Origin of the sequence: Microbacterium sp. 1.5R, assembly GCF_007667425.1 — a bacterium.
In the GTDB taxonomy this organism is placed as follows: domain Bacteria; phylum Actinomycetota; class Actinomycetes; order Actinomycetales; family Microbacteriaceae; genus Microbacterium.
The window spans coordinates 1,871,879-1,898,312 of sequence record NZ_VDRC01000001.1; the positions used below are offsets into that span (position 1 = coordinate 1,871,879).

At 69.6% G+C, this 26,434-nt stretch carries 23 protein-coding genes; 17 read left to right on the top strand and 6 right to left on the bottom strand.

Annotated features, from left to right (window positions below; all coding sequences use genetic code 11):
* Positions 1 to 23: 23 nt before the first annotated feature.
* The 3 genes from FSY98_RS08980 (at position 24) to FSY98_RS08990 (ending at position 5,337) form a co-directional block, all read left to right on the top strand.
* Positions 24 to 971 (top strand): ROK family protein, encoded by a 948-nt coding sequence (locus FSY98_RS08980; protein WP_186307597.1) that lies wholly within the window; start codon positions 24 to 26, stop codon positions 969 to 971.
* A gap of 74 nt (positions 972 to 1,045) precedes the next feature.
* The gene (locus tag FSY98_RS08985; RefSeq protein ID WP_144875889.1) at positions 1,046 to 4,165 is read left to right on the top strand and encodes a glycoside hydrolase family 38 C-terminal domain-containing protein; all 3,120 of its coding nucleotides are present in this window, start codon (positions 1,046 to 1,048) and stop codon (positions 4,163 to 4,165) included.
* Between the two features lie 62 nt (positions 4,166 to 4,227).
* Positions 4,228 to 5,337 (top strand): substrate-binding domain-containing protein, encoded by a 1,110-nt coding sequence (locus tag FSY98_RS08990; protein ID WP_144875891.1) that lies wholly within the window; start codon positions 4,228 to 4,230, stop codon positions 5,335 to 5,337.
* Between the two features lie 163 nt (positions 5,338 to 5,500).
* Here the strand turns inward: FSY98_RS08990 and FSY98_RS08995 are convergent, their stop codons facing one another.
* The 5 genes from FSY98_RS08995 to FSY98_RS09015 form a co-directional block, all read right to left on the bottom strand.
* A complete protein-coding gene (locus tag FSY98_RS08995; RefSeq protein WP_144875893.1) occupies positions 5,501 to 6,625 on the bottom strand; it encodes a glycoside hydrolase family 76 protein in 1,125 nt (374 codons plus the stop codon).
* Between the two features lie 98 nt (positions 6,626 to 6,723).
* Positions 6,724 to 7,977 carry an ABC transporter substrate-binding protein gene (locus FSY98_RS09000; protein WP_144875895.1) on the bottom strand — a complete coding sequence of 418 codons (1,254 nt, stop codon included), beginning with the start codon at positions 7,975 to 7,977 and terminating at the stop codon, positions 6,724 to 6,726.
* Between the two features lie 51 nt (positions 7,978 to 8,028).
* Positions 8,029 to 8,982, bottom strand: a complete 954-nt coding sequence (locus FSY98_RS09005; protein ID WP_144876683.1) for a carbohydrate ABC transporter permease — start codon at positions 8,980 to 8,982, stop codon at positions 8,029 to 8,031.
* On the bottom strand, positions 8,982 to 9,941 hold the full coding sequence (locus tag FSY98_RS09010; RefSeq protein WP_222119133.1) for a carbohydrate ABC transporter permease: 960 nt from the start codon (positions 9,939 to 9,941) through the stop codon (positions 8,982 to 8,984). The genes FSY98_RS09005 and FSY98_RS09010 overlap by 1 nt, the downstream gene beginning before the upstream one ends.
* Positions 9,938 to 11,278: a glycoside hydrolase family 125 protein gene (locus tag FSY98_RS09015; RefSeq protein WP_260857336.1), complete on the bottom strand. Its 1,341-nt coding sequence runs from the start codon at positions 11,276 to 11,278 to the stop codon at positions 9,938 to 9,940. The genes FSY98_RS09010 and FSY98_RS09015 overlap by 4 nt, the downstream gene beginning before the upstream one ends.
* A 359-nt stretch (positions 11,279 to 11,637) precedes the next feature.
* On the opposite strand from FSY98_RS09015, the gene FSY98_RS09020 reads away from it, so the two are divergent.
* Positions 11,638 to 12,402, top strand: a complete 765-nt coding sequence (locus FSY98_RS09020; RefSeq protein WP_144875896.1) for an IclR family transcriptional regulator — start codon at positions 11,638 to 11,640, stop codon at positions 12,400 to 12,402.
* A 35-nt stretch (positions 12,403 to 12,437) separates the two neighbouring features.
* Here FSY98_RS09020 and leuC read toward each other — a convergent pair whose 3' ends face one another.
* Positions 12,438 to 13,844 (bottom strand): 3-isopropylmalate dehydratase large subunit, encoded by a 1,407-nt coding sequence (leuC, locus tag FSY98_RS09025; RefSeq protein ID WP_144875898.1) that lies wholly within the window; start codon positions 13,842 to 13,844, stop codon positions 12,438 to 12,440.
* Positions 13,845 to 14,215: 371 nt separating this feature from the next.
* Here leuC and FSY98_RS09030 point away from each other — a divergent pair, with 371 nt between their 5' ends.
* The 13 genes from FSY98_RS09030 to FSY98_RS09090 all read left to right on the top strand — a co-directional run bounded on the left by FSY98_RS09030 (position 14,216) and on the right by FSY98_RS09090 (position 26,420).
* Entirely contained in the window at positions 14,216 to 15,946 is a 1,731-nt protein-coding gene (locus FSY98_RS09030; protein ID WP_144875900.1) for a carbon-nitrogen hydrolase family protein, read from the top strand.
* Positions 15,943 to 16,812, top strand: coding sequence for a branched-chain amino acid ABC transporter permease (locus FSY98_RS09035; RefSeq protein WP_144875902.1), 870 nt, complete (start codon positions 15,943 to 15,945; stop codon positions 16,810 to 16,812). Before FSY98_RS09030 ends, FSY98_RS09035 begins: the two co-directional genes overlap by 4 nt.
* Positions 16,809 to 17,858 (top strand): branched-chain amino acid ABC transporter permease, encoded by a 1,050-nt coding sequence (locus FSY98_RS09040; protein ID WP_144875904.1) that lies wholly within the window; start codon positions 16,809 to 16,811, stop codon positions 17,856 to 17,858. The genes FSY98_RS09035 and FSY98_RS09040 overlap by 4 nt, the downstream gene beginning before the upstream one ends.
* Positions 17,855 to 18,628 (top strand): ABC transporter ATP-binding protein, encoded by a 774-nt coding sequence (locus FSY98_RS09045; protein ID WP_144875906.1) that lies wholly within the window; start codon positions 17,855 to 17,857, stop codon positions 18,626 to 18,628. The genes FSY98_RS09040 and FSY98_RS09045 overlap by 4 nt, the downstream gene beginning before the upstream one ends.
* A complete protein-coding gene (locus tag FSY98_RS09050; RefSeq protein WP_144875908.1) occupies positions 18,625 to 19,344 on the top strand; it encodes an ABC transporter ATP-binding protein in 720 nt (239 codons plus the stop codon). Before FSY98_RS09045 ends, FSY98_RS09050 begins: the two co-directional genes overlap by 4 nt.
* A 68-nt stretch (positions 19,345 to 19,412) precedes the next feature.
* Positions 19,413 to 20,579 (top strand): ABC transporter substrate-binding protein, encoded by a 1,167-nt coding sequence (locus FSY98_RS09055; RefSeq protein ID WP_144875910.1) that lies wholly within the window; start codon positions 19,413 to 19,415, stop codon positions 20,577 to 20,579.
* A complete protein-coding gene (locus FSY98_RS09060) occupies positions 20,576 to 21,373 on the top strand; it encodes an SDR family NAD(P)-dependent oxidoreductase (RefSeq protein WP_186307598.1) in 798 nt (265 codons plus the stop codon). The genes FSY98_RS09055 and FSY98_RS09060 overlap by 4 nt, the downstream gene beginning before the upstream one ends.
* Positions 21,370 to 22,203 carry an SDR family NAD(P)-dependent oxidoreductase gene (locus tag FSY98_RS09065; RefSeq protein ID WP_186307599.1) on the top strand — a complete coding sequence of 278 codons (834 nt, stop codon included), beginning with the start codon at positions 21,370 to 21,372 and terminating at the stop codon, positions 22,201 to 22,203. The genes FSY98_RS09060 and FSY98_RS09065 overlap by 4 nt, the downstream gene beginning before the upstream one ends.
* A 3-nt stretch (positions 22,204 to 22,206) precedes the next feature.
* The gene (locus FSY98_RS16830) at positions 22,207 to 24,024 is read left to right on the top strand and encodes an FAD-dependent oxidoreductase (RefSeq protein WP_222119134.1); all 1,818 of its coding nucleotides are present in this window, start codon (positions 22,207 to 22,209) and stop codon (positions 24,022 to 24,024) included.
* Positions 24,021 to 24,767, top strand: a complete 747-nt coding sequence (locus FSY98_RS09075; protein WP_144875916.1) for an arylmalonate decarboxylase — start codon at positions 24,021 to 24,023, stop codon at positions 24,765 to 24,767. Before FSY98_RS16830 ends, FSY98_RS09075 begins: the two co-directional genes overlap by 4 nt.
* Before the next feature lie 26 nt (positions 24,768 to 24,793).
* Positions 24,794 to 25,105 (top strand): Dabb family protein, encoded by a 312-nt coding sequence (locus FSY98_RS09080; protein WP_144875917.1) that lies wholly within the window; start codon positions 24,794 to 24,796, stop codon positions 25,103 to 25,105.
* Positions 25,102 to 25,725 carry an isochorismatase family protein gene (locus FSY98_RS09085; protein ID WP_144875919.1) on the top strand — a complete coding sequence of 208 codons (624 nt, stop codon included), beginning with the start codon at positions 25,102 to 25,104 and terminating at the stop codon, positions 25,723 to 25,725. Before FSY98_RS09080 ends, FSY98_RS09085 begins: the two co-directional genes overlap by 4 nt.
* Positions 25,722 to 26,420 carry an SDR family NAD(P)-dependent oxidoreductase gene (locus FSY98_RS09090; protein ID WP_144875921.1) on the top strand — a complete coding sequence of 233 codons (699 nt, stop codon included), beginning with the start codon at positions 25,722 to 25,724 and terminating at the stop codon, positions 26,418 to 26,420. Before FSY98_RS09085 ends, FSY98_RS09090 begins: the two co-directional genes overlap by 4 nt.
* Positions 26,421 to 26,434 lie beyond the last annotated feature (14 nt).

A 26,434-nucleotide genomic window follows, 5' to 3' on the forward strand; every position in this document is an offset into this window, starting at 1 on the left:
CGCAGGATGCGAGAGTACGGGTGGTGAGCGACGACGCGCAGGGCACGACCGGGATGCCGGAGGCGGCGACGTGCGGCGTCATCGAGGTCGGCGGGAGTCATGCGACGGCGGCGATCGTCGATGCCGGTGCGTCGCCGCGGGTCGTGGAGTCGGCCACCCTCGCTCTCGATCCGGCGCTCTCGGCGGAGGCGCTGCTCGACGCGTTCATCGCCCCCGCTCTGCGTCTGCGTGAGTCGTCGGCGACACGATGGGTCGTCGCGATGCCCGGCCCGTTCGACTACGAGCGGGGGATCGGCGTCTTCGGTGCGGTCGCCAAGTTCGACGCGCTGCGCGACGTCGACGTGCGCGCCGGCATGGCCTCTCGACTCGGCGTCGCACCCGACGGCATCCGCTTCGTGAACGACGCCGCCGCCTACGCGATCGGCGAGTGGGCGTACGGCGCCGGCACCCGTGTCGAGCGCCAGGTCTGCGTCACGCTCGGTACGGGGGTGGGGTCGGCGTTCCTCGATCGAGGGCGCATCGTGACCGACGCCGACGGCGTGCCGCCCGACGGGTGGGTGTACCCGCTGCAGTTCGCGGGGCGGCCCCTCGAAGACACCGTCTCGACGCGGGCGATCGTCGCCGAGCACACCCGTCGCACCGGACGCGCCTGCACCGTGAAGCAGATCGCCGCAGAGGCGGTGGAGGGGCAGGCGGATGCCGTGGCCTCACTCGATCGCGCGATGAGCGCCCTCGGGCTCACCCTCGCACCGTGGCTCGCGTCGTTCCGCGCCGACCGGCTGACCGTCGGCGGATCGATGGTGCGCTCCTGGCCGGTGCTGTCCGGTGCCCTGCGCGACGGACTCGCTCGCGGTGGCACCCCGGACGGGCTCGACGTCGTGCCGTCCCGCCTCCTCGACACCGCGCCTCTGCTCGGCGCCGCGCACTGGCTGCGCACGGTCGACCTCCCCGCTTCGGCCGCGCCCGACTGAGTCCGCCGGCCCCGGCCCCCTCTTCCGCACCCCTCGACTGATCCCCCGCACCCTCGACCCTGGAGCATCCGATCATGAAACCGTCTCTCATCTCCGCCAGCCCGTGGACCGGCGAGGAGGCCCGCGAGGGTCTGCTCGAACGCGCCACCGCCGCGGTGGCGACCATCGGCGCGCACGTCGTGCGCGTCATCCCCGAACCGCTGCAGCGACAGGCAGGAGGGCAGAGCGCGCGCAGCGTGCGGGTCGTGATCGAGGGCGATCGCGCGGCCGATGCCGAAGCGCTCGACGTGCAGATCGAGGATGCCGACGGCGGGTCGCTCCACATCGAACGTGCGACGGCGCCTGCCGGGTCGGTGCGCGTCCTCGTGCCGGCATCCGCCGACCCCGTCGACGCGGTCGTGCGCGTGCCGGCCCTCGGCGACGAGTCGATCTCTGTTCGTCTCGACGGCGTGCGCCCGTGGAGCGTGCACGTCGTGCACCACTCGCACTTCGACTTCGGCTACACCGACCCCCAGGCGGCCGTGATCGCCAATCAGCGGTCGTACCTCGATTCGGCCGTGGAGCTCATCACGCACACCGCCGACTGGCCCGAGGAATCCCGGTTCCGCTGGAACGCCGAGGCGCTGTGGTCGTTCGACGACTGGGAGCGCCACCGCACCCCGGCCGAGATCGACGAGCTCGTGCGCCTCGTGAAAGAGGGGTCGATCGGCCTCAGCGCGATGCCGTACAACCTGCACACCGACACCTGCTCGACCGACGAGCTGCACGAGCTGCTCGCCTCGGCCCGGCGGATCCGCGACCAGTACGGCATCCCGTTCCGCAGCGCGATGCAGACCGACGTGCCCGGCCAGGTCGCAGGGCTCCCCGACGCGCTGTCGGACCTCGGGGTGCGATATCTCGCGGTCGCGCACAACTGGGCCGGGCGATCGGAGCCGCACCGCAACGGCGGCCTCGACAACCCGCGCATGTTCCGCTGGCAGTCGCCGGCCGGCAAGTCGGTGCTCGTCTGGATGACCGACAGCCCGCACGGCCTCGCCTACATCGAGGGACCGATGGTCGGGTTCACGGAGTCGTTCGAGACGCTCGAGACCGTGTTCTCGGCCTACCTCACGGCACTGTCGACGAAGGGCTATCCGTTCCCACCAGGGGTGTTCGGCGCGCACGGTGAAGAGGACCCCGGTCGACAGCCCTACCCGTGGGACGTGCTGCACCTGCGCACCCAGGGCTTCATGGGCGACAACGGCCCGGCCCGTCTGCACCTGTCTGAGCAGGTGCGGCAGTGGAACGAGACCTGGGAATACCCGCGCCTGCGGGTCTCGCGCAACGAGGACTTCTTCGCAGAAGCCGAAGAGCGCTACGGCGACGAGCTCGTCACCTTCGAGGGCGACTGGGGCGACTGGTGGGTCGAGGGAGTCGGGTCGGGCGCGGTGCCGCTCGCTCTGGCGCGCGAGGCGCAGGTCGCCGCCCCCGTCGCCCGCTCGATCTCGCAGCTGTCGCGGTGGAGCGGCGGAGACGCCGTCGCCTCGGAAGGGACGGATGCCCGAGCCGCCTACGAGGCGATCTCGATGTTCAACGAGCACACCTGGGGAGCCAGCAACTCGTGGACCCACGGCGACGAGGGCTATGACTCGGGCGAGCGGCAGTGGCAGTGGAAGGTCGGTCACGCGATCGCCGCCCACCAGCGCACGGTCGACGCCGCCGAGCTCGCGCTGCACCACCTCGGACAGGCCGTCGCCCCGGCCGCCGACGCCCTCGCGAGCTTCGTCGTCGTGAACGTCGCCGGTCACGCCCGATCGACCACTGCCCGCGTGCTCGTCAAAGAATCGCAGGTGCCGCTCGACGGGCACTTCTCGGTCGTCGATGCCCGCACCGGCGATGTCGTGCCGCACACGGTCGAAGATCAGGGCAACTCGCTGCACCGCGAGTCGGGGCGCTGGATCGCCTTCCCCGTCGCCGACGCCCCGGAGGTCGGGTGGGTGCGGTTCGACCTCGTGCCCACTGACGAGCCGGCGGCCGCGGCGACGGTCCACCCGCTGCAGACCGGGCGGCGGGAGGACATCCTCGTGCTCGAGAACGAGCATCTGCGGGTCGAGGTCGACGACCGCCGGTCGGTGATCCGCTCGCTCGTCGAGAAGTCGACCGGGCGGGAGTGGGTGAACGGTGACTCGTTCGCCGGGTTCAACGGCTACGTCTACGACACGTACGGCAGCTCGGGCGCCGGGGTGAACCACCTCGCGAACAAGCTGTCGGTGTCGCCGCGCCTCGAACTGCTCGCGTCGCGCACCGTCGGCCGGCCCGCCGTGATCGTCGAGCGGGTCGACGACGCGGTCGAGCAGCGCCTGGTCTACGAGTTCCCCGCCGACGGCGTGGATGCCGTGCGGGTAACCCTTCGCCTGCGGCGCGGCGACCCGACGCTGCTCATCGAGAACCGCATCAGCAAGCCCGTCACACGGGTCAAGGAGAGCGGCTACTTCGTGTTCCCGTTCGCCGCGGCCGACCCGGTCGTGCGGCTCGAGGTCTCGGGCGGGGTGACCGGCGACGGCATCCCGCACATCCCCGGAGCGCCGCAGCACATGCGTGCCATCCGCAACTGGGTGAGCGTCGCCGACGGCGTGGATGCTGTCGCGTGGGCGACGAAGGACGCGCCGCTCGTGCAGACCGGATCGATCGCGCTGCCGTACTCGCCGTTCCCGGCGAGCACCGCGCCACATGAGCCGTCGACAGTGATCTCGTGGTTCCACAACAACGTGTGGGACACGAACTTCCCGATCGAGCAGGGTTTCGCGGCGACGTTCTCGTACGCGGTCGGGGTGCGGGCGGCGGAGTCGCAGAGCGTCGAGGCGCTCGCGGTGTCGACGGCCTCGACGGTTGCGCGCCCGTTGCTCGCGATTCCCGCCGCCGGGCGAGGCGTGGCCGAGCCGACCGCGTCATTCCTGCAGATCGACGACGACCGGATCGCCGTCATCGGCGTCGGCGCGGCTGACGAGTCCGGATGGTCGCGGGTGCGGCTGCAGTCGTTCGCCGACGAGCCGGTGAGCGTGCGGGTCGCGGTCGCCGGGGCGGATGCCGCGCGCCGCGCGACCCTTCTCGGCGACCCGCTCGGCGACGTCACCGTCGATGGTGGTGCGGTGGTGCTCGACCTCGCGCCGTTCGAGACGGCGGCGGTCGAGATGCGCACATCTTCCGGTCGATGAGTCCCCGCACAGTGCCCCCACACCCTGTAGATTAAATATAACTATTCGGCTGAGGGGGCGCCGTGCTCTACAAGCGGGTCTACGAAGCGCTGCGCGACGCCATCGCGCAGGGCACCTACGCCGTCGGCGACAAGCTCCCCACCGAGGCGGAGCTCTCGAAGCAGTTCGAGGTCAGCCCCATCACGGTCAAGCGCGCGCTCGACCTGTTGCGCACCGACGGCATGATCATGCGTCGTCCGCGCATCGGCACCGTCGTCACGAGCGCCACACCGACGGCATCCGCCACCCGCATCGCGGGGGAATCCGACGGCGGGCCGTCGCTCATCGGCTGCGTCATCACAAGCTTCGACGACACGTTCGGCAACAAGGTGATTGAGGGCATCCTCGCCGCAGCCGGCGCCGACACCCACGTCGTGATCAAGCGCTCCGGTGGCGATCTCGCCGAGGAGGACGCCTGCATCCGCGCGCTCGTCGACGCCGGGGTGGAGGGACTCCTGCTGCTGCCGAGCTCGTCGGAGTACATTCCGCCCGCTGCGCTCGAACTCGTGGCGAAGAAGTTCCCGGTCGTGATCCTCGACCGGCTGTTCGACGGCATCCCGGTGTCTGCCGTGTGCTCCGACAACCTCGCCGGCGGACGCGCGGCCACCGAGCACCTGCTCGAACTGGGGCACCAGACGATCGGGTTCATCAGCTCGGCCAGTCACGTGTCGTCGAGCGACGACCGCCGCAACGGCTACATCCACGCGCACGCGATGAACCACTTGCCGCTCGAGAACCAGGCCGAGCTGCGCACGATCGCATCGACCGTGCCTGGGAGCTCCGATACGACGGAGCATGACGTCGCCCGGCTCGTGGAGTTCGTCGAGCAGCATCCCGACATCACGGGATACGTCGTCGGCGAGTACAACATCGCGCTCATGCTGCGCGAGGCCTGCGACCGCTTGGGGCGTGAGGTGCCGGCCGACATCTCGGTCGTGTGCTTCGACCACCCCGACGCGTTCTTCGACACTCGGATCTTCCGGTACACGCACATCCGTCAGCAGCAGCGTGAGCTGGGGGAGAAGGGCGTCGAGTCGGTGCGCCGTCAGATCGCGTCGCCGAGCGAGATCGAGAAGGTCGTGCTGCCGGTCGAGCTGGTCGTCGGAGCGTCATCGGCGGCGCCGCGGCGCTGAGCCCGCCCCACCCGACCCTCGCCCGCCCGAGCGCAGTTCCCGCCGGAGCGCCGCTCCCGCCGGAGCGCCGCTCCTCCCTCACACGAGTTGGCACCTCCTGCCGGAATTCGCGAGGAATTCCCGCAGGAGGTGCCAACTGAGCGGGGGCGGGGCGAGGATGCCGTCAGCCGGCGACCCCCACCGAAGCGGTCGCGTCGGGGGCGGAGGCGCTCGCCGCAGCATCCGCCTCGGCATCCCGTGGCTCGAGGCGCGCCCGCTGCTCGACCGCGAAGACGGCACTGAGCAGGGTCGAGTACGGGATCCACTCGACCGGCGGCTTCGACCAGTCGTTGCCGGGGCGCAGGTGCCCGTCGACGATGCCGTTCGCCCACAGGGCGTCGGTGCCGGCGCGGAGGAAGTGCTCCAGCGATGCGCGTTCTTCGGCGTATGTCGAATCGTCGTCCAGAGCCGCGAGAAGTTCGCCGAGGTAGCGGTAGAACACGCCCTTGAAGAGGCCTTCGTCGCCACCGTCTCCTTCGTCGGGGAAGACCCTCCCGTCGCTGAGCTCGCGCACCGCGGTCATGGCCGTCTGCACCGCGCGGTCGAGGTAGGCGCGGTCGTCGGTCACGGCGTGCAGCTCGACAGCGGCGCCGATGTACAGGCCCTGGTTGTAGGTGAACCGCCACTGCGTATCGACGCGCCCGTCCTCCTCACGGTTGACGCCGTCTTCGACGAAGCCGTCTGCCCCGACGAGATTCGCGGTCAGCCAGTCGAAGGCGCGGTGCGCGTAGCCGAGGTAGTCGCGTGAGGCATCGAGCCGGCTGAGCCGCGTCCCGAGGATGACGAGGGGGCCGTTCGCCGGAGTGTTCTTGTAGTACAGCTGCTGCTTCCGCCAGGCCAGGCTCTCGCCGAGGGTGTCGTTCCAGCCTTCCGCGATGACGTGGTCCCAGATCGCGATCGCCTCGTCGAGGAACCGCTGCTCACCGGTCGCGCGGTGCACGCGCTCCAGCGCCAGCGCGAACCACAGCATGTCGTCGAAGTAGTCGTTGAACAGCTGCCCGCCGTTGCGCTCGACGATGTTGTCCCCCGCCGCGATCGCCCGGTCGGCCCACGCGGGGTCCCCGGTGCGCAGCGCTGCGTCGGTCCGCGCGTCGATCACGTGGGCGAGCCACCAGTAGTTGAAGACCTCGGTGTTGCCGCGGTCGTGCGGATGGCTGTTCGCGAGGAACTGGACGCCGTCGACGCCGAACCAGTGGTCGATGCTGTGCTGGGCGATGTCGGCTCGCGCCGACCAGGAGGTGTCGTTCATCTGTCCTTCTCGTCTGTTGGGTTTCGAATCGCTCAACTGGCAACCGGCGGGCCACCGAAGTTGCAAGGTGAGCGATTCGAAAGCGGGGGATGCTGCGATCAGCGGTTCTGCGCGAGGATCTGGTCGCCCTGCTCCTGCGCGTCTTCGAGCGCCTGCTCGGCCGAGATCTCGCCCGAGAGGAACCGCTCGAGTGCGGGCACGAGCGCCTTGCCCTCGACGTCCGAGAAACCCTGCACGTTCGGGCGGGTCTGCGCGTAGTTCATGGCCTCGATGAAGGCGGCGTAGTGCTCGTCCTCGGTGAAGTACGGGTCGTTGGCGGCCTCGATGTTGGCGGGGATCCACCCGGCGATCTCACCGAATGCGACGCCGTTCTCGGCCTCGGTGGTCCACCACTTCATGAACTCCCAAGCGCCTTCGGCGTTCTTCGCGCCCTCGGGGATGACGAGTCCGAAGCCGCCCATGTACGCGCCCTTATCGCCGTTCGGCCCTGCCGGCGGCTGCACGACGCCGTACGTGAGGCCGTCGACCTTGTCGAGGGTCGACAGCGCCCACGGGCCGTCGAGCTTCATGGCGGTCTTGCTCTCGGCGAACGAGTCGCCGGTGTCGCCGAAGCCCTGCTGGTAGACGTCGGCGTCGAGCAGGGTCTGCCAGAACTCCAGCACTTCGAGGCCCTCGGGGCTGTTGAACGCCGTCTTGGTCTCGTCGTCGTTCAGCAGCTGGCCGCCCGCCTGGGCGAGGTACATGTTGAACAGTCCGGGGTCGCTGAGGTCGAGGCCGGCCTGGGCGAGCTTGTTCCCGTTCTTGACGGTCAGCGCCTCGGCGGCGGTCTTCAGCTCGTCCCAGTTCGTGGGCGGGGTGACACCGGCATCCGTCAGCAGCGTCTCGTTGTACAGCAGCGACCGGTTGTCGACGAGCAGCGGCAGGCCGTAGAGCTCTCCGTCGACCTCCATCTCGCCGAGCGCCGGCTCGTAGAAGACGCTCGTGTCGACGGCATCCTCCTTCACGAAGTCGTCGATCGAGGCGAGCGCGCCCTTGGGGGCGTATAGCGAGGTCTGATAGCGGTCCCAGAGCACGACGTCGGGCACCTGCCCGCCGGCGAGGGCGGTGAGCAGCTTCTCCTCGACGAGCTCCTGCGGGACGTAAGAGACCTCGTACTCGTCCTGCGACTCGTTGAAGCGGGCCGCCTGCTCTTCGAGCTGGTCGACCTGGTCGCCCGACCAGGATCCCCACATGACGACGGGTTCGGGTCCGCCGTCGGTGCTGCCGCCGGAGTCGCCGGACGCGCAGCCCGCGACGGTGACGGCGAGGGTCGCCGTTGCGACGACGGCTAGGGCTCGCAGGTTCTTCTTCATCGAATTCTCCTCGGTGGATGGTGGTGCTGTGGTGATGGGGGTGGAAAGGGGTTACTTCGTGCCGACGTGGGCGACGCCCTCGATGATCCAGCGCTGCGCGAAGAGGAACACGAGCAGCACGGGCAGGCTGGCGATCACGGTGCCGGCCATGAGCGGGCCGTAGGCGGTCTCGTAGTTGTTGACGAATGAGGCGAGGCCGACCTGGACGGTCATCATGTCCTGGCTGTTGAGCACGATCAGCGGCCAAAGGAAGTTGTTCCATCCGGCCTGGAAGCTGATGATGCCGAGCACCGCGAGCCCGGCCTTGGCGAGCGGGAAGTAGATGACGGTGAAGATGCGGAACTCGCTTGCCCCGTCGATGCGGGCTGCCTCGCCCAGCTCGTCGGGCAGCGTCTCGAAGAACTGCTTCATGAAGAACACGGCGAACGCGCCGGCGGCGCCGGGGATGATGACGGCCCAGTAGGTGTTGATGAGGCCGAGTCCGCCCTGGCCGAGCACGTCGTTGCCACCGGCGAAGGGGATGCCGCGCAGGATGAGGAACGACGGGATCATCGTGATGATGCCGGGGATCATCAGCGACGAGAGGAACACCGCGAAGACCGCGGCGCGGCCCTTGAACCGCAGCTTCGCGAGCGCGTATCCGCCGAGTGCGCCGAAGAAGATGTTCGTCGCGGCGCCGCCGAGTCCGAGCACGAGCGAGTTGACGAAGTAGCGCCCGAACGGCACCTCCTCGAACACCTGCAGGTAGTTCTCGATCGTCGCGTTCGCGGGGATGAGGTTGAGGGCGCCGGAGAGGATCTCGGTCGCGGGCTTCAGCGACGTCGAGATGGTCCACACGAGCGGGGCGACCGTGATGACGCTGATGAGGATGACGCCGACGTACCACCCGATCGTGGCGAGGCGCTGCCGCGGCGTCTTGCGGCGCGAGGTGGGGATCGGGGCGAGCGTGGTGCCCGCGGCGATCGAGGTGGCGACGGTGCGGGGTCCGCTGAGGGTGTTCGTCATCACGCGTCCCTCCTGTTCGTGAGCCTGGCGTTGACCAGGGAGAAGACGAGGATGATGAGGAACAGCACGAACGACAGGGCCGAGGCGTATCCCATCTCGAGCGCCCCGAAGCCCTTGTTGTAGATGTAGTAGACCATCGTGACGGTCGAGTTGCCCGGCCCGCCCTTGGTGAGCACGTACGCCTGGTCGAAGACCTGGAACGCCCCGATGATCAGCAGCGTCGACACGAGGAACGTCGTGCGGGCGAGTGAGGGCAGCGTCACGTAGCGGAACTGCTGCCAGGCGTTCGCGCCGTCGAGCCGCGCCGCCTCGTACAGCTCGCCCGGCACGCCCTGCAGGCCGCCGAGGAAGATGATCATGTTGGCGCCGAAGCCGGCCCACACGCTCATCATGACGATCGCGATCATCGCCCACTGCGACTCGTAGAGCCACGCGGGTCCGTCGATGCCGAACCAGCTGAGCGCCACGTTGAGCAGGCCGTTCTGGGGATTCAGCATCCAGAACCAGATCGTCGCCGTCGCGACCGTCGAGGCGACGACGGGGATGTAGAACAGCGTGCGGAACAGCCGCACCGCACGGTGGCGGCGATTGAGCAGCAGGGCGGTGCCGAGCGCGACGACGAGTCCCGCCGGCACGTAGAGCAACGTGTAGTACGCGGTGTTGCGCAGCGCGATCCAGAAGAACGGATCGACGGCGATGTCGAGGTAGTTCTGGATGCCGAGCCACTCGAAGTCGCCGACGATCGCGTAGTCGGTGAGGCTCAGCACGAGCGCGATCACGATCGGCAGCGCCATGAACACGACGAACAGCACGCCTGGTACCAGCAGGAACAGCCAGGCATTCCAGGTCATCTGCCGCGCGGAGGGATTGCGCGACTTCCGCGGCTTCGCGGGGCGGGTCGGCGTGGTCGAGGGCTGCGCAGAGACGGATGCCGGCTCGGCGGTGATCTGCGCGCTCATGCCGACCGCGCCTCGGTCAGGGGTTCGCGCTCGAGCGGCTCGCGCGTCAGCGTGCGCAGCCCGGTGATGTCGAGCACGAGCTCGCAGAACATCGCGTTCGCCCACGAGAACCACTCCCTCGTGAACACCTCGGGGTCGGTCGCGAGGAACGATTCGTGCATGAGGCCGGTCCCGGCATCCGTCTCGAGGAGCAGCCGGAGGATGCGCTGCTTCTCGTCGTGATCGTCGGTCGTCAGCGCCTCGATGCAGAGGCCGATCGGCCAGATGTGGCCGGCGGGTGTGTGCGGGCTGCCGAGGCCGCGGGCCTCGTCGCCCCACGGCAGGGTGCCCGAGACGAAGGTCGGGTTGGCGTCGCTGAGGATCCACGAGCGGGTCGCGAGATAGAGGGGGTCGTCGGTGCCGCTCCAGCCGATCAGCGGCAGGGAGAGCAGACTCGGCACGTTCGCGTCGTCGAGGAGCAGGATGCCGCCGCGACCGTCGACCTCGTAGGCGTAGACCTGTCCGTGGTCGGGAGTGTCGACGATGGCGTGCTGCGCGATGCCCCGTTCGATGTCGGCGCGCAGATCGCGGGCGCTCGCCGCCAGGTCGGGGTCGTCGAGCACGGCGGTGGCGATGCTCTCGATGTGCTGCAGCTCGACGGCGGCGAACATGTTGCCCGGCACGTTGTACCCGTGCTCGCACGCGTCGTCGCTGGGGCGGAACGCCGACCAGGTCATGCCGGTCGGCGCCGTCTCGCTGCCGCGGCCGTCACGCACGAGGGTGTCGGTCGGCGGGCAGTCGACGCGCTGGAATCGGTAGGTCGACAGGGCCTCGTGCTGCTGCTCGGTGCGCCACAGCGCGATGATGGCGCGGGCTGCCCGAGCGAACGGCTCGCCGAGGTGGTCGGTGCGGCCGGTCAACGACCACAGGTCATGGGCGAGCTGGACGGGGTAGCAGAGGGAGTCGACCTCGTACTTGCGCTCCCACACCCACGGCGACTGATCGGTGAGGTCGCTCTGGTGGCCGCTGCCGTCGGCCGCGGCGTTGAACGCGTTCGCGTAGGGGTCGAGCAGCACGAAGTCGATCTGACGACGCGAGACCGCGGCGATCATGTCGCTGATCGAGTCGTCTTCGGCGGCGAAGTGCAGGTAGGGGGCGAGCTGCGCCGTGGAATCGCGCAGCCACATCGCCGGGATGTCGCCGGTGAGCATGAACAGCGTGCCGTCGGGCATCTCGCGCAGCGTCGTGCCGAGGGTGTTCTCGAAGCAGCGCTCGAACATGGCCGCGGTGGCCGCGTCGGTGCGGGCGCGCACGCGCTCCGCGACGGAGTGGATGAAGGCCGAATGGGTCTGAGCCACGATGCTCCTCGGTCGATCTCGGGCCGCCCGGCGGTGGGCGGCGAGACCGAGCATAACCCGATAAGCAGATTAAAGCTATTAATATATATAAATTGGGCTGACCGGATTGGCCGGCTCGATCTCCCCCACAGTGATGCGGAACTCGAACCGCTGCCGGTGACGATTAAGTATATGTAATGGTCGCCGCCGGGTCCGGCGGGGAGCTCACCACCGGCGACGGCGCGAACGAGGCGACATCGCCGAGCGCACAGCATTCGCTAGCTTTCCCAAGCTGCAGAACACTCATTCCCATAGGATGGGATCTCGTGCGAGGGTGAGCTGACGTAGCTCCGTCGCGTCGGCGCATCGGAGGGGGTCGCATGTCGAACGCAGAGGACCTGAGTGCGCGCAACCGGGTGCCGGGTGCAGAGAGCGGTCGTCGGCTGCTCGCCGTGCTCCTGAGCTTCACCGAGTCGCGTCCGCTCTGGACGGTCGCCGATCTGGCGACCGAACTCGATATGGGCACGTCGATGGTCTATCGATACATCGCCCTCCTGCGCGAGGTCGGTCTGGTCGACGCCGCGCATGACAGCCAGTACCGCGTCACCGACCTCGCCGCCTCCTTGGCCGCGGCATCCGCTGCCGTGCGCGCGCCGATCGCCGCCACGTCGTTGCCGGTGATCTCGCGTATCCGCGACGAGATCGGGGAGACGGTGCTCGTCGCCCGCCGCAGCGGCTCTGTGGTCTACACGGTCGAGCGTGCCGAGTCGAACCGCCCGGTGCGGCTGCAGTTCGAGCGGGGTCAGGCGATGAGCCTGCACGTCGGCTCTCTGTCGCGCGTGCTGCTCGCGCACCTCCCGCACGCCGAGCGCGAGGCCTACGTCGCTCAGCTCGCCGACGATGTGCGCTCGCTGCCGACGCTCGCGCCGGTCGCCCTCGACGAAGTGGTGTCGCAGGGTTTCGCCGAGAGCTTCGAAGAGATCGACGACGGCATCTGGGGTGTCGCCGCACCTCTGTTCTCCGGTGGGGCCGTGGCGGGTGCGATCGGCTGCGCCGCCCCGCTGTATCGCACCCCCGCCGAACAGCGGAACCGTATCCGGGCGGCGATCCGCGCCGGTGCCGAGGAGATCAGCCGCGAGCTCTGATCCGACGCGAACGGCCGCGGCGTCCGCGCCGTCCGTCAGGCCAGATCGGCGGGCGCAGCGAGCCTGCCGACGATCGCCGTCGCCGCCGCGACCGCGGGCGACACCAAGTGCGTCTTCGCCCCGGCGCCCTGCCGCCCCTCGAAGTTGCGGTTCGACGTCGACGCGCACCTCTCGCCCTCGTGCAGCTGGTCGGGGTTCATCCCGAGGCACATCGAGCAGCCGGCGAAGCGCCATTCCGCGCCGAAGGCGGTGAACACGTCGTCGAGCCCTTCCGCCTCGGCCTCGAGTCGCACGCGCGCCGATCCGGGCACCACGATCATCCGCACGCCCGGCGCCATGGCGCGCCCGCGGATGACGTCGGCGGCCGCGCGGAGGTCCTCGAGGCGAGAATTGGTGCACGACCCGAGGAAGACGACGTCGATCGGGATGTCGCGCATCGCCGTGCCCGGGGTCAGCGCCATGTACTCCAGGGAGCGGCGCGCCGCCGCCCGCTCGTCGGCCTCGGCGAAGGACTCGGGCTCCGGCACCTTCGCCCCGAGCGGCACCCCCTGGCCGGGGTTGGTGCCCCATGTGACGAAGGGGGTGATGGCGGCGGCGTCGAGCACGACCTCGCGGTCGAACACCGCTCCCTCATCCGTACGCAGCTGCCGCCATTCGGCGACGGCGGCGTCCCAGTCCGCTCCGGTCGGGGCATGCTCCCGGCCCTGCACATAGTCGAAGGTCGTCTGGTCGGGCGCGATGATGCCTGCGCGCGCTCCCGCTTCGGCCGACATGTTGCAGATCGTCATGCGTCCGTCCATCGACAGCGACTCGATGGCGGTGCCGCGGTACTCCACGATGTGACCCTGGGCGCCGGTCATGCCGATCTCGGCGATCACGGCGAGGATCACGTCCTTCGCGCTCACGCCTTCCCCGAGCTCGCCGTCCACGGTGACCGCCATCGACGGGAAGCGGGGCAGCGGGATCGTCTGCGTCGTGAGAACGTGTTCGACCTCGCTCGTCCCGATGCCGAAGCCCAGGGCTCCGAAAGCGCCGTGGGTGGAGGTGTGCGAGTCGCCGCAGGCGATCGTCATCCCGGGCATCGTGAGCCCCAGCTGCGGCCCCACGACGTGCACGATCCCCTGCTCGCGGTCGCCCAGTGAATGCAGGCGGATGCCGAAGTCGGCGCAGTTACGGCGCAACGTCTCGATCTGCAGGCGGCTGATGGGATCGGCGATCGGGCGGGTGATGTTCAGCGTCGGGGTGTTGTGATCCTCGGTCGCGATGGTGAGGTCGGGACGACGCACCGGCAGGCCGGCCGCTCTCAGCCCGTCGAAGGCCTGGGCGCTGGAGACCTCGTGCACGAGGTGCAGGTCGACGTACAGCAGATCGGGGTCTCCATCCGCCCCGGCGGCGACGAGGTGACGTCGCCAGATCTTCTCGGCGAGAGTCATCGGGGTCATGTGGGCTCCCTGCAGTCTGCGATGAGTGGTTGCACTATATGAAAGGTGTCGAGGCCAGTCGTCCGCCCGGCCCGACTCGACCCGACGCCGTGCTCATGTTTCGGCTGCGTTAACACTCCGCCGTCGTGCGGTGCTGATTCGGTCGGGCGAAAGCCCTTGAAGAGGCTCGAAAAACCCCGTCATTTCGCCCGCAGCGAGAAGGAAAGCCCCGGTCAGACGGCACGGAACAGTGCGACGACTCGGGCGTGTTTCGTCTTTGTTTCACGACCGCTGCGACCTTGCTTTCTTAGGTTGACACATTTCGCACGGCCGATCTACTGTGGGGCCATTCTCACTTTAAGAAAATTAGATTTGCAGAGAGTGGAAACCAGATGACGTCTCCGTCCGATTCGACAGCCACGGTCCGCGTCGCCACCGCGCAGTTCTTCTCCGGCGCCGACGTGGAGGCGAACCTCGCACTCGTGGTGCAGCACATGCGAGCGGCGCACGCGGCCGGCGCCCGCCTGCTCGTCACCCCCGAGAACTCCAACCGGGTAAGGGACTACGCCAACCGCGACGAGTGCTTCGAGAAGAGCGAGTTACTCGACGGGCCCTTCGTCACCGGCATCCGCGAGGTCGCGGCAGAACTCGGACTCATGGTCGCGGTCGGCGTCGACCTGCGCGGTGACCGCGCACCCGACGTGCACATCGCCTCCGTGCTGATCGACGCCGACGGCAGCATCCTGCACGTGCACCACAAGACGGTGTTCTGGGACTACGAGTACACGCTCTTCACCCCCGGCACGAAGCAGCTCGAGGTCATCGACACGCGGATCGGCCGCATCGGTCAGCTGATGTGCGCCGACGGCATCGTGCCGGAGGTGCCGCGCATCCTCGCCCTGAAGGGCGCCGAGATCCTCGTCAACTCGCTGAACTCGCGCGGACCGGATGAGATGCGGGTGCACGAGCCGCTGCGCGCGATCGAGAACCACGTCTGGCACATCGCGGCCAACACGGTCGGCGGACCGGCCGACGGCTTCCCCTGGACGGGCGGCTCGCAGATCATCTCGCCGCTCGGCGACATCGCGGCCAACGCCGGCGAGACCGAGGAAGGGATGGTCTGGGCCGACATCACCCCCGCGACCAGCCACCCGAAGAACCTGCGCGGCATCGGCGCTCTCGACGACTTCCGCCGTCCCGACCTGTACGCCGAGCTGGTCGCCGACATCGACACCCATGCGGGCGCGGCGATGTACGGACCCGTGCCCGACGGCACGCCCGAGCGCCCCGTCCGCGTCGCGACGCTGCAGACCTCCTGGTACCACTCGACCGAATGGACGCTGTCGCGCGCCGTGACCCAGGTCGGCTACGCGAGGACGCGCGGCGCCGTGCTCGGCGTGTTCCCCGAACTGTTCATTCACCGCTCCGGAAGCATCGCCGCCGACCCCGCCGCCGCCGCGGACCTCGCCGAACGGGCACTCGACGCACTCCGCGCCGCCGCCGCCGAGCACGGGGTGTGGGTGGTCGTCAGCCTCGTCGAGCGCGAGGGCGACGACTTCTTCTCGACCGCGTTCCTCATCGGCGCCGACGGCGAGATCGCCGCGAAGTACCGGAAGGTGCACCTGGGCGAAGATGAGCGGGAGTGGGCGACGGCCGGCGAGGACTTCGTCGTCGCCGAGACGCCCGTGGGCCGGATCGGGCTCATGATCGGCAACGAGATCTGGCTGCCCGAGATCGCCCGCATCCTCACCCTGCGCGGCGCCGAGATCATCGCCCACCCGACCGACTGGGATCGCATCGAGGCCGCGACCCAGGCGGCGACCGAGCGCACCGAAGAGAACAGGGTGCACCTGGTCTCCTGCGCCCGCACCGACAACGCCGCAGGCTACGGCAGCCAGATCGTGGTCGCCGACCGCTTCATCCCCGGGCAGCCCGTGGCGGTGATGCGGTACCCCACCGCGTACACCTCGCGCACCGGCTTCGAGGAGGACATCTTCCTCGACCTCGACCTCACCGATGCGCACAGCAAGATGCAGGGTCATCACCTCGACCCGGTCGCCACGCGTCAACCGCACCTGTACGACGTCTTCGTCGCCACCCGCCAGGAGGCCGGTTCCGCATGATCATCCAGTCCCTCATCAGCGGCATGGCGATCGGCGGCATCTACGCGCTGCTCGCCGTCGCCTTCCTGCTGACCTACCGCGTCGCCGGCGTGCTGAACTTCGCCCAGGCGCAGTTCGTCATGCTCGGAGCGTTCGTGGCGTCATCCGTCGCGGCGATCTCCGGCATCCCCCTGCTCGTCGCCGCGTTCGCGGGCGTCGGTCTCGCGGCGCTCGTCGGCGTGCTGATGGAACGCGTCACCTACAGGCCGCTCCGCAACAAGCCGCACGCGTCGATGATCATCTCGACCGTCGCGGTCGGCATCGTGATCGAGCAGGCCGCCCACCTCATCTGGGGTCCCGATCCCCGCACGCTGGGCTCGCTCGTGCCGAACATCTCGCTCGACATCCTCGGCGCGCGCGTCTCGACGGTCTCGCTCTTCCTCATCGTCGTGTCGGTGCTGCTCATCATCGGGCTCAACCTGCTGCTGACGAAGACCCGACTCGGCCGTCAGATGCAGGCCACCGCGATCGACGCCGACACCGCGCAGCTCATGGGCGTGCGCACCGGGCGAATGGTCGTGCTGGCGTTCGTGATCAGCACGGGCCTAGCCGGCGCGGCGGGGGTGCTCGTCGCCCCGATGTTCTCGGTCACCGTGTCGGTCGGCGTCCTCATCGCGCTCAAGGCCTTCGCCGCCTGCGTGATCGGCGGGTTCGGCAACCTCACCGGAGCCGCCATCGCCGCCTTCGGACTCGGCATCGTCGAGAACCTCGCCGGGAGCTTCATCGGATCGGACAGCAAAGACCTCATCGCATTCGCCCTGATGATCGTCTTCCTGCTCGTGCGTCCCCAAGGGATCTTCGGATCGAAAGTCGGTGAGAAGCTGTGAACACCGCCATCGCGACCCGTACGTCGCACCCCTCGAGCTCGCGCTGGTCGCGCCTGCAGAGCGTCGGATCCTGGCTGGTCTGGCCGATCCTCCTCGTCGTCGTCGTCGGTCTCGCCCTGGGCATCGACAACAACTACTGGCTGCAGGTCACCGTCTCGGCCGAGATCATGGTGATCGCCGCCGTCGGGCTCTACGTCACCTTCGGTCTGAGCGGACAGGTCTCGCTCGGACAGGCCGCGTTCTACGCCGTCGGGGGATACACGACCGGGCTACTGGTCGCCAACGTCGGCCTCGACATGGGGCCGGCGATCATCCTCTCGGTGCTCTCGAGCATCGCTCTCGGCCTGCTCATCGGCATCCCCTCGCTCCGCCTCAAGGGGCACTACCTGGCGCTCGTGACGCTCGGTCTCGGTCAGGTCGTGGCGCTGATCCTCATCAACTGGTCGTGGCTGACGGGCGGTGCCCTCGGCGTCCGCGGCATCGTCGCCCCGCTCTTCGGCGAGTTCGAGCTCGTGACAGTCTCGGACTGGGGCGTCTTCATCGGCGTCATCATGGTCATCTCGATCTACGTCGTGCAGATGATCCGCACCTCCAGCTACGGCCGTGCCATGCAGGCGGTGCGCGACAGCGATGTGGCGGCCGCCGCGATGGGCGTCTCGCTCAAGCACGTGAAGGTGCTCGCGTTCACGATCGGCGCGGCCTTCGCCGGTCTCGCGGGCTCGCTCAACGCCGGGTTCATCACCTACATCAGCCCCGGCACCTACAACCTCGCGCTGTCGGTGTCGTTGCTCGCGATGGTGGTCGTCGGCGGGGCGAAGAGCCCCTGGGGCGCGGTCATCGGTGCGGTGCTGCTGACCTTCCTCCCCGAGGTGCTGCGCGGGGTGCAGGACTACTACCTGCTGATCTACGGCATCGTGCTGCTCCTCATGGTCGCCTTCGTCCCCGGCGGGATCTGGGGGCTGATCCGCGACGGCATCGGATGGCTAGTCCGCCGTCTGCGACGACCCACGACCCCCGCCCCGAGCGCAGAGGAGAAGGCGCGATGACCGAGGTGCTCACCATCACCGGACTCGTGCGCCGCTTCGGCGGTGTCACCGCTCTCGCGGGCGTCGACCTGCAGCTCGAGAAGGGGCAGACCCGCGCGCTGATCGGCCCGAACGGCTCGGGCAAGTCCACCCTGATCAACTGCGTCTCGGCGGTCGACCAGTGGGACGAGGGCGCGATCGTCGTCGACGGCGTACCCGTACGCGGGCGCAACTCGGTGGCCGCCGCCCGCCGCGGCATCGCCCGCACGTTCCAGACGCTGCGCCTGTTCGACGACATGACCGTGCTCGAGAACGTCATGGTCGCGATGCACCACCAGCGCGGCTACGGGGTGTTCTCGTCGGTCGTGCTGCTGCCGGGCTACCGCAGGGCCGAGACGCGCATGCGGGCCAGGGCGCAGGAGCTGCTCGACCGCGTCGGTGTGGGGGCGGATGCCGATCGCGTCGCCGGCACGCTGCCGTACGGTCACCGGCGCCTCGTCGAAATCGCCCGCGCCCTCGCGCTCGACCCGTCGCTGCTGCTGCTCGACGAGCCGGCCGCCGGCATGAACGACACCGAGACCCGGCGGCTCGCCGAACTGGTCTCGTCGCTCGGCGACGACGACGGTCTGTCGATCCTCGTGGTCGAGCACAACATGGACTTCGTCGCGTCGGTCGCCTCACAGGTCACGGTGCTCGACAACGGGCGGATCATCGCCGAGGGCACCCCGGCCGAGGTGCGCGAGCACCCCGAGGTGCTGCAGGCCTACCTCGGAAGTGGGGACATCGCATGACCAACATCCTCGAGCTCGACGATCTCGTGCTCAGCTACGGCGCCGCCGAAGCCGTGCGCGGGGTCAGCCTGCGCGTGGCCGAGGGCGAGGTCGTCACCCTGATCGGCGCGAACGGCGCCGGCAAGTCGACCACGCTCAAGGGCATCGTCGGTCTGGAGCGTCCGAACTCCGGCACCGTCCGCTTCGACGGCGCCGACGTGACGGGCAAGCGCCCGGACTGGCTGGCGCGCAAGGGCCTCGCCCTGGTGCCGGAGGGTCGTCGCGTGTTCGCCGGCCTCACCGTGATCGAGAATCTCGACGTCGCCTCTGCCGCCAGCGGCATCCGCGGTGCCGATCTGAAGAACGCGATCGCCGAGGTGCTCGACATCTTCCCGCGCCTTGCCGAGCGGCGCGACAGCTATGCGTGGATGCTGTCCGGCGGCGAGCAGCAGATGCTCGCGATGGGCCGGGCGATCGTGTCGAAGCCGCGCCTGCTGCTGCTCGACGAGCCGTCGCTGGGGTTGTCGCCGAAGCTCGCGATCGAGGTCGTCCAGCTCATCAGCCGGTACAGCCGCGATCACGGCCTCTCGGTGCTCCTCGTCGAGCAGAACGCGCGTCTCGCGCTGGCCTCGTCCGACCGCGGCTACGTGCTCGAGACCGGCCGCATCGTCGCGGAGGGTCCGGCCGCCACCCTCGGCGACGAACCCGAGGTCCGCAAGGCCTATCTCGGCTCCTGAGCCATCCGCCCCGACCGTTCCACCCGATCACCGTCGACTCGTCGACAGCAACCAGAGTGAGGAAACCCATGGCACGTACATCTCTCAAGGTCGCGGCGCTCGCCGTCACGGCCTTCACCGCCCTCGCGCTCACCTCGTGCAGCGGGGGCGACTCCGGCGGCGGCGGTGAGTCGGAGGGCGGCGAGATCGTCATCGGCGTCGCGCTGCCGACCACCGGCGGCTCCGCCGTGCTCGGCGAGCCGATGACGCACGGCATCGAGATGGCGGCGGACGCCGTCAACGAGGCCGGCGGCATCGACGGCAAGACCATCCGCATCGTGCAGGAGGACACCGGCGCCGACGACGAGACCGCACTGAACGCCTTCAACCGCATCACGAGCGAGAACCCGGCCGCCGTGATCGGCTTCCCTGTGAGCACGCAGGGCTTCGCCGTGATGACGCAGGTCGACCGTGCAGGCATCCCGGTGATCATGGGCGGCACGAACGCCAAGCTCGCCGCCGGCAGCGACTGGGCCTTCAACATGACTGCGCACGACGGCATCACCACTCGCGCCGCGGCCGAGTTCGCGGCCGACGACCTCGGCGTGAAGAAGGTCGCCATCCTTCGCGAGAGCGGAGAGCTGGGCAGCGGCGCGTCGGAGATCCTGAACGAGGCGGCCGACGAATTCGACTTCGAGATCGTCGACGAGGAGATCTTCCAGACGGGCGATGTCGACCTCACCACGCAGGCCAACAACCTCCGGTCGTCCGACGCGGAGATGCTCTTCATCTACGGCCAGCAGGCCGACTACATCGTGGCTGCGAACGCTCTCGCCACGGCCGGTGTGAAGCTGCCGAGCTTCGTGGCAGGTCTGCAGCCGGGCACCTACAGCCAGCTCAACTACGACGGCTTCGAGACCATCTACAACCGCAACCAGTGCGTGCCGTCGGCCGCCACCGAGGGCGAGCTGCTGGACTGGTCGAAGACGTACGAGGAGGTGTTCGGCGCCGCCTCGACCGAGTACGCGGCCATCGCCTACGACGGCGCGAACCTGCTCTTCGACGCCATCGAGGCGGCCGGATCCACCGATCCCGAGGCGATCCAGGCGGCGCTGACCGACCTTCCCGAGTCGACGGGCGTCTGCGGCGTGCACCACGGTTCCCCCGACGGCGAGCTGTCGTTCAGCGTCACCCTCGGTCACTACGAGAACGGCGCCTACGTGACCGACACGTCGATCGATGTGGATGCCGAGTGACTCACATCCTCATCACGGGCGGGGCGTCGGGGATCGGTCGATCCCTGGCGCACCGCCTGACCGACCACGGCGTGCGCGTGTCGATCATCGACCGCGCCGCCGAGGACGGGCAGGACTGGTGGCAGGAGCTCGCGCCGGAGCGACGCGGGGCCTGGCATCGGATCGACGTGACGGATGCCGACGCCGTCGACGCGGCGGTCGAGTCGTCGAACCGCATCGACCCGGTCGACGGGCTCGCGAGCTGCGCGGGCACCGTCGACCGGGACGGCATCCTCGACACCGACCTCGACCGCTTCGCACACACGATGGCGGTCAACGTGACGGGCACCGTGGTCACCGCGCGAGCGGTGGCGCGGATGCTGGTCGCCGACGGCCGCCCCGGCGCGATCGTCACCCTCGCGTCCACGGCCGGCGTCGGCTACGTCGCGGGCCTCGGGGTCGCGTACCACGCGTCGAAGTCGGCCGTGGTCGGGCTGACCCGCTCCCTTGCGGGCGACCTCGCGCAGCACGGCATCCGCGTCAACTGCGTCGTGCCGGGTCTGGTGCGCACGCCGATGAGCGCGAGCGAGCGCGAACACCTCGGCGAGGATCGCCTCGCCGCCCGCGCCCCCGCCGGGCGTCTGGCCGAGGCCGACGAGCTCGCGGCGGCGGTCGAATGGCTGCTGTCGCCGGCCGCCTCGTTCGTGACCGGTCACATCCTCCCCGTCGACGGCGGGCAGACATCCGTCGCCGTGCCCCCGGTCGGCGGCCACCCCGTTCCCCTCATCGACACCCGGAAGGCGGCAGCGCTGTGAGTCACATCCTCGTCACCGGCGGCGCCTCCGGCATCGGCGCCGCGACCGCGCAGCACCTCGCCGCGCAGGGCAGCAGGGTGTCGATCCTCGATCGCACCGGCAGCGACGCCGACACCGCCGCCTGGTGGCACGAACTCGCCCCCGACCGGCGCGGAACATGGGCCGTCTGCGATGCCGCGGATGCCGACGCCCTCGAGGCCGCGGTCGACGCGATCGCCGCCCACGGGATCACCGGACTCGTGGCCTGCGCGGGCATCTCGGTCAAGGAGCCCTTCCTCGACTCCACCCTCGACGTCTGGCGCAGCACCCTCGACATCAACGTGCTCGGCACGGTCATCGCTGCTCGTTCCGTCGCCCGCGCGCTCGTCGCCGCGGGCCGCGGAGGCGCCATCGTCACGGTCGCGTCGACCGCGGGCTACGGCTACGTGAACGGACTCGGCGCCCACTACCACGCGTCGAAGGGCGCGATCCTCGCTCTCACCGGGGCGCTGGCGACCGAGCTCGGGCCGTACGGCATTCGGGTGAACAGCGTCGCTCCCGGCCTGATCGCCACCCCCATCACCGAATTCCTCCGCGCCAAGCACGGCGAGGCGGCACTGACCGCTCCCGTGCCGCAGCGGGCGCTGGGCGAGCCCGCCGAGGTCGCGCGGGCCATCGAGTTCCTGCTCTCCGCCGACGCGTCGATGATCACGGGGCATTCGCTCCCGGTCGACGGCGGTCAGCTGGCCGTCGCCGGTCAGCCGCTGGGCGGTTTCGCAGACATCCGCACGGAGCGGACCGCCGGAGGCGATCTCCGGCCGGCACCGCAGCACACCATCGAAAGGCAGTAAGAGATGACCGCTGAGCCACAGCCCACCATCGTCGTCGTCGGCATGGGGCCGGTCGGCATGATCGCCGCTCTCAGCCTCGCGCGGCGTGGTCTCACCGTGACGGTGCTCGAGGGGGGCGACGACTTGGCGACCGAATCGCGGGCGTCGACCTTCCACCCGCCGAGTCTCGAGATCCTGGCGGAGCTGGGCGTGGTCGATGAGCTCATCGCCACGGGGCTCAAGGCGCCGGGCTTCCAGTACCGCGGGCACAGCCGTGAGCTGATCGCACACCTCGACATGGCGCTGCTGTCGGAGCACACGGCGTATCCGTTCCGCATCCAGAACGAGCAGGGCACGCTCACGCGCATCATCCGTCGCCACCTCGAGGCGATGGACAACGTCACGCTGCGCTTCGGCGCGCCGGTCGAGCGGGTCGAGATGGGGCGCGACTGCGCCTACGTGTACCTGCCGGGAGACAAGCGCGAGCCGAGCTACCGTGCCGACTGGCTGATCGCGGCCGACGGCGCGGGCTCCGCGGTGCGCCAGTCGCTCGGCATCGCCTTCGAGGGCGTGACCTACCCCGAGCGCTTTCTGGTGGCGTCGACCACGCACGACTTCCTCGACGACTTCGACGACCTCGCCTACGTCAGCTACGTCTACGACCCCGATGACTGGGGCGTGCTGCTGCGCACGCCGAACCACTGGCGCGTGCTGTTCCCGATCGACGAGGACGAGCCCGACGAGGTGGCGCTGTCGCCCGAGCGCATCGAGGAGCGGCTGCAGGGCGTGATCGCGCTCGACGAGCCCTACCCGGTCGCGCACAGCACGATCTACCGGGTGCACCAGCGCCTCGCGGCGACGTTCGGCCTCGGCCGCGTGCTGCTGGCGGGCGACGCCGCGCACATCAACAACCCGCTCGGCGGCATGGGCATGAACAGCGGCATCCATGACGCGCACGCCGCCGTCGAGGCGGTCGTCTATGCGCTCGAGGGCGGCGACCCGCAGCGGGCCGTCGACACCTACGCCCGTGTGCGGTACGACGCGGCGGCGGTCGATGTGCAGAAGAACACGCAGAAGAACTACGAGGAGATGCGCGAGCGCGACGAGCGCGAGCGTGCCGGTCGCAAGCAGGAGATGGCCGAGATCGCCGCCGACCCGGAGCGGGCCCGCGCGTACCTGATGGGCGCGTCGATGCTGTCGTCGTTCGCGACGTCGCGACGGCGGATGCGGCGCGGCCTGAGCCCGGTCAACCCGAAGAGCAGCCGACCGGCCGGGCGCGTGCTGTCCGACCAGGTCCGAGGCACGACGCTGCTGGTGTCGGCCGTCGGCGGCGGCGAAGGAGAGGCCGTCTACCTGCCGGCCGAGCGGGCGGCCTGGTCGTCGGACGCGCTGGCCGGGGTGGTCGACTCGGTCGGGGCTCCGCTGATCGTCGGGGTGTCGGATGTCGCCGCGGGTGACGCGGTCGCGATCGCCGAGCGCGCCGGTGTCGCGGCGGTCGAGTTCAGCGACGGGGCCCGGGAACCCGCGGCGGTCGCCGCCGATGTCGCCACGGCGCACGGCGCCCGGCACGACACGCTCGTGATCGGCACGATCGCCGAGACGGAGGGGCGCTCGGTCGACGACCTGGTCGCGGCCGGTCGGCTCTACGTCGACGCGGGTGCCGATTTCCTCGGGGTGCGCGGCATCGCCGATCCCGACATCCTGCACGCCATCCACCGTGCGCTGCCCGAGGTCCCTCTGGCGGTGTCGTCGTCGGCGGCGGCGCTGCCCAGCATCCGTCAGCTCACGCTCGCGGGCGTCGGGCTCGCGTTCGTCCCGTTCCCCCTGAAGGAGACCCCATGACCAGCATCACCTCGCCGCGCGCCCAGTTCGGCCTCATCCTTCCCTCCACCAACACGGTCGTCGAGGCCGAGTTCAACTGGATGCGCGTGGAGGGCGTCTCGTGGCACACGGGCCGCATCTACATTCCGCAGCCCGTGCTCGACGACGACGCCTCGTTCGTATCGTTCCTCGAGAACCTGCGGGTCGAGATCGGCCGTGCGGTGCGCGACGTCGTCACCGCCGAGGTCGACTCGCTCGTGATGGGCATGAGCGCCGAGACGTTCTGGGGCGGCAAGGAGGGGGCCGAGGAGTTCGCCGAGCTCATGAGCACGCTCTCGGAAGGGCGCGCAGTGACCACCGGGGCGATGGCGTGCAAGATGGCGCTCGACGTGTACGGCGCGAAGAAGATCGGCATCATCACCCCGTATCAGCCGGTCGGCGATGCGCAGGTGCGTCGGTTCTTCGAGGAGATCGGCTACGAGGTGCACGACGTGCACGGCCTGAAGTGCGACACGGCCACCTCGATCGGCGATGTCACGCCCGACGAGTTGAAGGCCGCGTTCCGCGCGGTCGACGCCGCCGACGTCGACGTGCTGCTGCAGGCCGGCACCAACCTGCCGTGCTCGCGGGTGGCCGCCGAGATGGAGATCGAGCTCGGCAAGCCGGTCATCGCGATCAACACGGCGACCGTCTGGGCGGCGTATCGCACGAACGGCATCGACGACAAGCTCGAGGGCTTCGGCTCGCTGTTCTCCGAGCACTGAACGACACTCACCACGAGGAGGATCACATGGTCACGCACATCGGATTGCTCACCCTGCAGGAGACGGCGACGGATGCCGACCGGCAGGCCATCGGCGACGGACTGCTGGGTCTGGTCGGCCAGATCGACGGGCTGGAGGCCGTGCGCGTCGGCACCGACCTGGGGCTCAAGGACGGCAACGGCGACCTGCTGTTCCAGCTCGACTTCGCGTCGGAGGACGCCTGGCGGGCGTATGCCGCTCATCCCGCGCATCAGGCCGTGATCACGCAGCACATCGCGCCGGTGCTGGCATCGAAGGCGTTCGTGCAGGTCGACGGCTTCCGCGAGGCGCGGGCGTGAGCGACGACGCCGACTACGACAGGGCGGGCCTTGCGGGCGCGCTCGTGCCGGGGGCGAGCCCGGCGCTGATCATCGTCGACCCGTGCGAGGCGTACACGAACCCCGCATGCCCGCTCTATGCGGGGGTCGAGGCCGAGGTCGAGAACATGCGCACCGTGCGGGCGGCGGCGGTCGCCGCGGGCATCCCGGTGATCATCACCCGCGTGCACCACGACGACACCGGGCGCGACGGGGGCGTGTTCGTGCGCAAGGTGCCGGCGCTGAAGTGGTTCCGCGACGACAGCCCCTTCCACGGGTACATCGAGGGGCTCGCGCCGGGTGAGGGCGACATCGAGATCGTGAAGCAATACCCGAGCGCGTTCGCCGGCACCTCGCTCGTCGCAACGCTCGCGTCGCTGCGGGTCGACACCCTCGTCATCGTCGGGCTGTCGACGAGCGGCTGCATCCGGGCGACGGCCACCGACTGCATGCAGTCGGGGTTCATCCCCATCGTGGTGCGCGACGCGGTCGGCGATCGGCTGCCCGGACCGCACGAAGCGAACCTGTTCGACATCCAGGCGAAGATCGGCGAGGTGGTCTCGCTCGACGAGTCGATCGCCCTCCTGTCGGGGGCCGCGTGAGCGTCGTCGTGATCAGCGGGGGCGCGGGCGAGATCGGCCGCGCGCTCGCCGAGGCGTATGCCGCCGACGGTGCGCACGTGCACGTCGTCGATCGCTCCGACGCGGCGCACGACGTGGCGGATGCCGTCGGCGGCACGGCCCACATCGCCGATACGGCCGATCCGGCGTCGGCATCCGTCTTCGCCGGGATCGGCGCGATCGATGTGCTCGTGAACGCGGTCGGTGTGTGGCCGACGCTGCCGATCGACGAGCTCACCCCCGAGGCGTGGGGCGGGTTCGCCCGGGTCAATCTCGACTCGGGGTATCACGCGGTGTGGGGCGCGCGCGATGGTCTGCGCGCGGCCCGTGGGGCCGTGGTGAACATCACGTCGGCGATCGCGTTGAAGGGGCACCCGCAGATGGTGCACTACGCGGCGGCGAAGGCCGGGGTGATCGGCATGACCCGGTCGCTCGCGCTCGCGCTCGGACCCGAGGGCGTGCGGGTGAACGCCGTGGCGCCGGGGCTGATCGCGACCGAGCGCAACCTGTCGGTGTGGACCGCCGAGCAGCGCGAGGCGTTCCGCGCCACGCGTGCGCTGCCGATCGATCTGACGGTCGCCGATGTCGTCGACAGCATCCGTTTTCTGGCGTCGCCCGCCGCCCGGGCCATCACCGGGCAGACCATCGTCGTCGACGGTGGCACCGTTCTGCACTGACTTCGTCTTCCGCT

Coding starts and splice junctions, on each gene's coding strand:
- FSY98_RS08995 (WP_144875893.1), bottom strand. CDS start 6,625: ATGAACGACACCTCCTGGTCGGCGCGAGCCGACATCGCCCAGCACAGC.
- FSY98_RS09055 (WP_144875910.1), top strand. CDS start 19,413: ATGGCACGTACATCTCTCAAGGTCGCGGCGCTCGCCGTCACGGCCTTC.
- FSY98_RS09010 (WP_222119133.1), bottom strand. CDS start 9,941: ATGAGCGCGCAGATCACCGCCGAGCCGGCATCCGTCTCTGCGCAGCCC.
- FSY98_RS16830 (WP_222119134.1), top strand. CDS start 22,207: ATGACCGCTGAGCCACAGCCCACCATCGTCGTCGTCGGCATGGGGCCG.
- FSY98_RS09050 (WP_144875908.1), top strand. CDS start 18,625: ATGACCAACATCCTCGAGCTCGACGATCTCGTGCTCAGCTACGGCGCC.
- FSY98_RS09030 (WP_144875900.1), top strand. CDS start 14,216: ATGACGTCTCCGTCCGATTCGACAGCCACGGTCCGCGTCGCCACCGCG.
- FSY98_RS09045 (WP_144875906.1), top strand. CDS start 17,855: ATGACCGAGGTGCTCACCATCACCGGACTCGTGCGCCGCTTCGGCGGT.
- FSY98_RS09080 (WP_144875917.1), top strand. CDS start 24,794: ATGGTCACGCACATCGGATTGCTCACCCTGCAGGAGACGGCGACGGAT.
- FSY98_RS08985 (WP_144875889.1), top strand. CDS start 1,046: ATGAAACCGTCTCTCATCTCCGCCAGCCCGTGGACCGGCGAGGAGGCC.
- FSY98_RS09075 (WP_144875916.1), top strand. CDS start 24,021: ATGACCAGCATCACCTCGCCGCGCGCCCAGTTCGGCCTCATCCTTCCC.
- FSY98_RS09035 (WP_144875902.1), top strand. CDS start 15,943: ATGATCATCCAGTCCCTCATCAGCGGCATGGCGATCGGCGGCATCTAC.
- leuC (WP_144875898.1), bottom strand. CDS start 13,844: ATGACCCCGATGACTCTCGCCGAGAAGATCTGGCGACGTCACCTCGTC.
- FSY98_RS09005 (WP_144876683.1), bottom strand. CDS start 8,982: ATGACGAACACCCTCAGCGGACCCCGCACCGTCGCCACCTCGATCGCC.
- FSY98_RS09020 (WP_144875896.1), top strand. CDS start 11,638: ATGTCGAACGCAGAGGACCTGAGTGCGCGCAACCGGGTGCCGGGTGCA.
- FSY98_RS09000 (WP_144875895.1), bottom strand. CDS start 7,977: ATGAAGAAGAACCTGCGAGCCCTAGCCGTCGTCGCAACGGCGACCCTC.